Source organism: Legionella sp. (genome assembly GCF_047605385.1).
Classification (GTDB): Bacteria; Pseudomonadota; Gammaproteobacteria; order Legionellales; family Legionellaceae; genus Legionella.
Window position 1 is genome coordinate 1 of the sequence record NZ_JASGFU010000106.1, and the last position, 5,661, is coordinate 5,661.

The following is a 5,661-nucleotide window of genomic DNA, read 5'->3' on the forward strand; positions in this document are numbered from 1 at the left end:
TGATAGATGCTTTTTCATCTATCAGTAATTATGTCTTAGACTGGGAAAATTATGACTGTGCAAAAATATGACGGGATCGTTCAGGGCTTGACCTGAAACTAATAAACAACAAGATATATTGATCTATGGTTATTTCTAGCCTTAAAAACTATTTTTAATCGTGGGCATCCTTAAAATACCCCTATAACTAGCTGCATGATATAATGACGTATAAGAAACTTACTTAATTAAGACGCACAGTCAGGAATTGTTAATGTATATTTTTTTAGATGAATCGGGTGATTTAGGATTTGACTTTAATAACAAAAATTCATCAAATTTTTTTTGCATTACATTGCTTGTTTGCTATAACAGAAATACTTTGTTTTCATTTAAATCTGCCATCAAAAGAACACTGCTTTCAAAATTCAATCAGAAAAACACGAAAAATATAACCTCCGAATTAAAAGGAGCGAGTACAACAATAAGCGTTAAACAATATTTCTATAAACAGCTGTCTAAATATCCCGATCAAGATTGGGAAGTTTACAGTATCATTGTAGATAAGTTAGCTCTCTTCAAACAAATAAATGAATTCCTAGAACCACATCGACTATATAATCTATTGTCTCGTGAAATTATAGAGAGAGTAGATTTTTCTGTTTTAAATGATCACGTGCAACTAATCGTTGATAAATGTAAAGGTAAACGCGAAAGGGCAATCTTCGATTATTTTTTAAAAACAAATTTGGAATCCAAATTACCCATTAATGTTTCTTTAAATATTTTGCATGAGCTTTCACACAATAATGCAGGCTTACAAGCAGTGGATTTATTTTGTCATGGTATTGTGCGAAAGCATGCGCAAAGTGATGTAAGTTGGTATTCAAAATTCTCAGACAAGATAATAGAAGAAGTGCGATGGAAGCCCAAATTTAAGTAAAAAAAAGACGGTGCCCGCTATGTCTTAGTCCTACAACTCATATCCCGCGATTGCGGGGAGCATTGCAGGCACATAACTAGGTGTTACCCGTCATGTTAATTATAGCAAATTATTGCCCAGATCGGCAATAATAATCTGGTATTTTGTAAAAGAAATGCTTTGTCCCTGTTACCAGGGGCTTATTTATTAATCTATTGCAGCATAGATTTCGTCAGCTTCGCGTAGAAAATTGACTCTTAAATTCTAATATGCAATAACCCTCAAGTTAAAATTCAATTTACCCAGGCTAAACTATAGCCCTACTATGATTAAAATAGTATGCTTATATGGGCAAAATTGCGGCTGTACACATATAGTCGCTTTATTTTATTAAATACTCATATGGCATGGATTAAACCAGATAGTTTACAAACCAGGGCTGAAGAAATCGGTAATGCCTCTACTCATGCACTTGGAGCATTACTAAGTTTAGTCGCCCTTGTTTTATTAACTTTATTTGCAGGATATCAAAACGATAGCTTGAAATTGCTTTCAAGTATTGTTTTTGGATGTACTTTGCTCTTGATGTATGTATGTTCTACTGTTTATCACAGTATGACGAACCCAAAACTAAAACATCTATTTCGTATCTTGGATCATGCGTCAATTTATTTACTAATAGCGGGAAGTTATACGCCATTTGTGTTGGTTACGATTAACGGCTCTTTAGGATGGACCATATTTACTATTATTTGGTCTTTAGCTTTTGTCGGAGTGTTATTCAAATGGTTTTTTGTCCATAAGTTTGACCTACTTTCCACACTAATTTATCTTTTGATGGGATGGATGGCGTTACTCATTGTAAAGCCTCTTTATCAATTATTGCCACCAGGTGGCTTGACCTATATCGTAGCAGGAGGTTTATTCTATACCGTTGGTGTCATTTTCTACATTTGGGAGCGGTTGAGATTTAGTCACGTGCTGTGGCACTTATTCGTCTTATCAGGAAGTATTTGCCATTTCTTCGCGATATTTTTTTATGTGATCATTATCTGATACATTTTATTGCGCTTTGTACTACCAAGTCTCTTTGAGAAAGAGTAGTACAAAAGCCAATAAAACATTTTTAATTTAAAGCGCGGTTATACTCTGTGCTTGAGGGCCTTTAGCACCTTGTGTTACAACGAATTGCACTCGCTGACCTTCTGTAAGGGTTTTAAAACCAGAGCTTACAATTTCTTTAAAGTGGGCAAATACATCAGGCCCAGATTCTTGCTCTATAAAACCAAACCCCTTTGCTTCGTTAAACCATTTGACAATCCCATTTACTGCTTTAGACATAGTGTGTATCCTTAAGTTTTTATTTAAATACCTTTAATAGGCGAAATTAGCTGAAACGGTCAGCAATTAAAAACTACAGTACGAGGGATTAAATGAATAAAACGACGCTTTGGAGAGTGTAAAAATGACATTTTTCTAGCTCGGGCCATAGTACTATTATTCATGTTAATAAGCCATCTTTATTTTTAAATGACCCCGATAAAAGACTAATGTCCTTATCTGCCCAAGTTTTGATTTGATGCGGCCATTAATCAGGGTTAGCACCCAGTCGTCTAATAAATCCTTACTCAGGCGAATCACATAATAGCGTGAGTCTTTTTCAAAACGCAGCTCGTGGTAGCATTCTTTTCTATTCAAGTTAAGAAGATGAAATAAACGAGGATGAAGGAACCAAGGCATCATTAAAATAATGCTAATGAGGAGATCCGCTTTAAGCGCTCTGGGTTGTCTTCTACATAAATGGCGGTAGTGACTATATTGGCATGTCCTGCCAGGCGAGATACCGCTTTAATGTCCGCGCCCTGTTCAATAAGGCGGGTAATAAAAGTGCGTCGTCCCGAATGAGAGCTTGCGCCAACCAACCCTGCTTTATCATACATTGCTCGAAACCATTTTTGCAACGTATTCGCCGTGAACCGACTTTTTCGTTGCGTTTGAAATAGAGATTTAGTAAAGGGCACCCCTTTTAATGTATTTAAATGGGCTTGCAGGATTTCTCGAATTTTTTTATGAGTCAGATAAACATGGCGTTGTTTGTCGCCTTTGGTCATCGTGCGCTTTAAGCTGATTTCATCGAGCACTTGGTATTGAGCATTGGCCACATCGCCAATGGTAAGGGAGGCCATTTCTTTAGCACGTAATCCCAATCCGAAGGAGCAATAAATCATCGCCATATTGCGAATACCTAATTTTCCCTCTTTAGCAACTAGAATGAGCAATTTAAACTCATTTTCCGTTAACACCTTTGCTTTGCCTTCGCGTGCCATGTTTTTCCTATAATACACCCCTATTTATCACTATTTTATATAAATAAGGGTGTATTTGCAAAACCTAAAAATTTGCATCGCTGATAACCCTTATGGATACTGAGGACATCCTCTTTTGTGTATTATAGGATGTAATTCATAGTGATTCAAAATTAGCTAGACTAAATAACAAGAGTTTGTCTTTTGGGAAAAATATTTTAGGTAACGGAATATGAAACTTAATGAGTTAAAAAAATTAATAGCAAAGTGTGGCGGCCAAAAAATAGCCCAAGAAAAAGGACATCGACTATTAAAGAAAATTAATCTACTTTTAAAAAAGGAACACTATAAGGAAAAGCTTTTAAAGCAGTTCACTTGTGCCAGTAATGCTGGCGATTTTAGAGGTCGCGTTTTTGAAATAAATGTTGCGTATCGATTCCTTCAAAAACAAATTATTTTAGATTGTGCGGTCAAGCAAGGTTGTACAGGGGATATTGATTTTCTATGGAAAAATAAAAATTTTAATATCTATATGGAATTGAAGTATCTTGGTCAATCAAGCACAATAAATGAAGCGATAAGTAAGCGTATTAATAAATATGGAGGTTCGGCCGGGATCCTGACGAAAAGGACCATTTTCTGCGTAATTTTATGCCATTCACTATCTCAATCAAATTTCTCTGCTTTCTAAGATATAAATGGTATTAATTATTTAGCCTAATTTTTCTTCTATTTGATTTACAATCGTGAATTCATTCTCTTTCCAAAAATTTAAAGCCTTCACATTTTGTTCTTGCACAATACATCTTAATGTAGTTTTCTGGAGAGAATGCTGAAGGTCTTTAATTAAGCGAGAACCAATACTTTGATTACGATAATTTGGATGAATCAACAAATAACCAATTGTCCAGATGTCTTTTTTAGGATAATCGCGAATTATATCCAAAATACCGATTAAAATATTGTGGTCATAAATACCTAAGACAAATTTATCTTCGCTTATATTCTTTTAATGACCATATTCACTGGATCATATATGTCGCAAAAATCTATTGTTTTGCGATATAATTTGCAACAAATTTTGGGAGTCTAAATATGAAAATTGGGTATGCTCGAGTTTCGACCACTGATCAAAATTTAGAGTTGCAATTAGCCGCTTTAAAAGAAGCTGGATGCAGTCGTATTTTTCAAGAAAAAATTTCTGGAGCAAAAAAAGACCGTCCTGAATTACAACGTTTAATGGATCAACTTCGTCAGGGTGATGTTGTGGTTGTTTGGAAATTGGATAGACTAGCTCGCTCTACACATCATCTATTGGAATTAGTTGAGAGAATTCGATCAGCCGATGCTTCATTTTGCTCACTTTCTGAGCCTTGGGCCGATACGACTTCTCATGCAGGAAAAATGATCATGACTGTATTTGCGGGTATTGCTGAGTTTGAGCGCGATCTAATCCGTGAGCGCACCTCTGCTGGACGTTTTGCTGCTAAACAACGTGGAATACGATTTGGTAGACCTAAGAAAATGAATGAAGAGCAAAAATTATTAGCGAAGCGATTATTAGAAGAGAACAAATCAGTAAGTGAAATAGCGAAAACATTTAATGTACATAAGGCAACGATATATCGTTTGCAAGATCGAGAATAATATATTTCGTTAATTGAAATATTTCAAAATTAGAGATATACTAATATGAAATGGGACGTTTGTCTGAGCACTAAAGCCCTTAAACAAAAAAATAAACTACCTGAAGATCTGCAGTTTGTTTTGCTCTTATTGACAGAGGACTTAAAAAATAAGGGTGGAAATCCAGGAAGCCAGTGGCCTAACTATAAAAAGTTTAAGGGATTGAAAGGCCAAAGAAAAAATGATGATTGGCGTCATTGTCATCTTCAAAAAGGAAATCCAACCTATGTGTGTTGTTGGAAAGTTTTTGAAGATCTTCAAATAATAGAGGTATATTATGTTGGAACACACGAAAATGCACCTTACTGAAAAAGATGCTATAAAAGCTAAAATTAAAGAGGATTTTTCTGTATTCAAAAAAATCTACTTAAAAACTTTTGATATAGACGATTTATCTTTTATTAAAGAACTGCAGGATGAATTTGAAGGATTATTGCATCACACAAATTCAGAGGTTATTGCAGCAGATGAAGCTTTTAAAGATTTGACAGATAGTCACGGTAAGGCTGGTGCTTTATTGAAAGGGATCCGCATTCGTGAAGGATTAACTCAAATTGAATTCGCAAGATTAATAGGTACAACACAGGCTAATTTATCTTCAATGGAAAATGGAACCCGTCTTATCGGAAAAACCAAAGCTAAGCTTATTGCTGAGAAATTTGGTGTTGATTATCGATATTTTTTATGAATTTCACATGATCAAAATAGACCTTGGGGTGTGACAATCATTGGAATTAAAAGATACGTTAACGTCATAAATAGTTCTAT

10 protein-coding genes are annotated in these 5,661 nt (G+C 35.0%); 6 read left to right on the forward strand and 4 right to left on the reverse strand.

Annotation, left to right across the window (positions count from 1 at the left end):
- Positions 1 to 253: 253 nt before the first annotated feature.
- Together QM652_RS13825 and trhA are read left to right on the forward strand one after the other, a co-directional pair.
- Complete coding sequence (locus QM652_RS13825) at positions 254 to 922, forward strand: DUF3800 domain-containing protein (protein ID WP_415076780.1); 669 nt, start codon at positions 254 to 256, stop codon at positions 920 to 922.
- A 318-nt stretch (positions 923 to 1,240) separates the two neighbouring features.
- Positions 1,241 to 1,957: a PAQR family membrane homeostasis protein TrhA gene (gene trhA / locus QM652_RS13830; RefSeq protein ID WP_415076781.1), complete on the forward strand. Its 717-nt coding sequence runs from the start codon at positions 1,241 to 1,243 to the stop codon at positions 1,955 to 1,957.
- Positions 1,958 to 2,032: 75 nt separating this feature from the next.
- Here trhA and QM652_RS13835 read toward each other — a convergent pair whose 3' ends face one another.
- From QM652_RS13835 to QM652_RS13845, 3 genes are all read right to left on the reverse strand, one after another.
- Positions 2,033 to 2,242, reverse strand: coding sequence for a cold-shock protein (locus QM652_RS13835; protein WP_133136135.1), 210 nt, complete (start codon positions 2,240 to 2,242; stop codon positions 2,033 to 2,035).
- Between the two features lie 165 nt (positions 2,243 to 2,407).
- The gene (locus QM652_RS13840; protein ID WP_415076783.1) at positions 2,408 to 2,644 is read right to left on the reverse strand and encodes a hypothetical protein; all 237 of its coding nucleotides are present in this window, start codon (positions 2,642 to 2,644) and stop codon (positions 2,408 to 2,410) included.
- The gene (locus QM652_RS13845; RefSeq protein WP_415076784.1) at positions 2,644 to 3,228 is read right to left on the reverse strand and encodes a tyrosine-type recombinase/integrase; all 585 of its coding nucleotides are present in this window, start codon (positions 3,226 to 3,228) and stop codon (positions 2,644 to 2,646) included. Before QM652_RS13845 ends, QM652_RS13840 begins: the two co-directional genes overlap by 1 nt.
- A 211-nt stretch (positions 3,229 to 3,439) precedes the next feature.
- On the opposite strand from QM652_RS13845, the gene QM652_RS13850 reads away from it, so the two are divergent.
- A complete protein-coding gene (locus tag QM652_RS13850) occupies positions 3,440 to 3,898 on the forward strand; it encodes a hypothetical protein (RefSeq protein WP_415076785.1) in 459 nt (152 codons plus the stop codon).
- Positions 3,899 to 3,919: 21 nt separating this feature from the next.
- Here the strand turns inward: QM652_RS13850 and QM652_RS13855 are convergent, their stop codons facing one another.
- Complete coding sequence (locus tag QM652_RS13855) at positions 3,920 to 4,210, reverse strand: GNAT family N-acetyltransferase (protein WP_415076793.1); 291 nt, start codon at positions 4,208 to 4,210, stop codon at positions 3,920 to 3,922.
- A gap of 92 nt (positions 4,211 to 4,302) precedes the next feature.
- On the opposite strand from QM652_RS13855, the gene QM652_RS13860 reads away from it, so the two are divergent.
- The 3 genes from QM652_RS13860 to QM652_RS13870 are packed head-to-tail and all read left to right on the forward strand — an operon-like array spanning position 4,303 to position 5,581.
- Positions 4,303 to 4,854 carry a recombinase family protein gene (locus QM652_RS13860; RefSeq protein ID WP_415076787.1) on the forward strand — a complete coding sequence of 184 codons (552 nt, stop codon included), beginning with the start codon at positions 4,303 to 4,305 and terminating at the stop codon, positions 4,852 to 4,854.
- 45 nt (positions 4,855 to 4,899) lie between these two features.
- On the forward strand, positions 4,900 to 5,202 hold the full coding sequence (locus QM652_RS13865; protein WP_415076789.1) for a hypothetical protein: 303 nt from the start codon (positions 4,900 to 4,902) through the stop codon (positions 5,200 to 5,202).
- Positions 5,189 to 5,581: a helix-turn-helix domain-containing protein gene (locus tag QM652_RS13870; protein ID WP_415076791.1), complete on the forward strand. Its 393-nt coding sequence runs from the start codon at positions 5,189 to 5,191 to the stop codon at positions 5,579 to 5,581. Before QM652_RS13865 ends, QM652_RS13870 begins: the two co-directional genes overlap by 14 nt.
- Positions 5,582 to 5,661 lie beyond the last annotated feature (80 nt).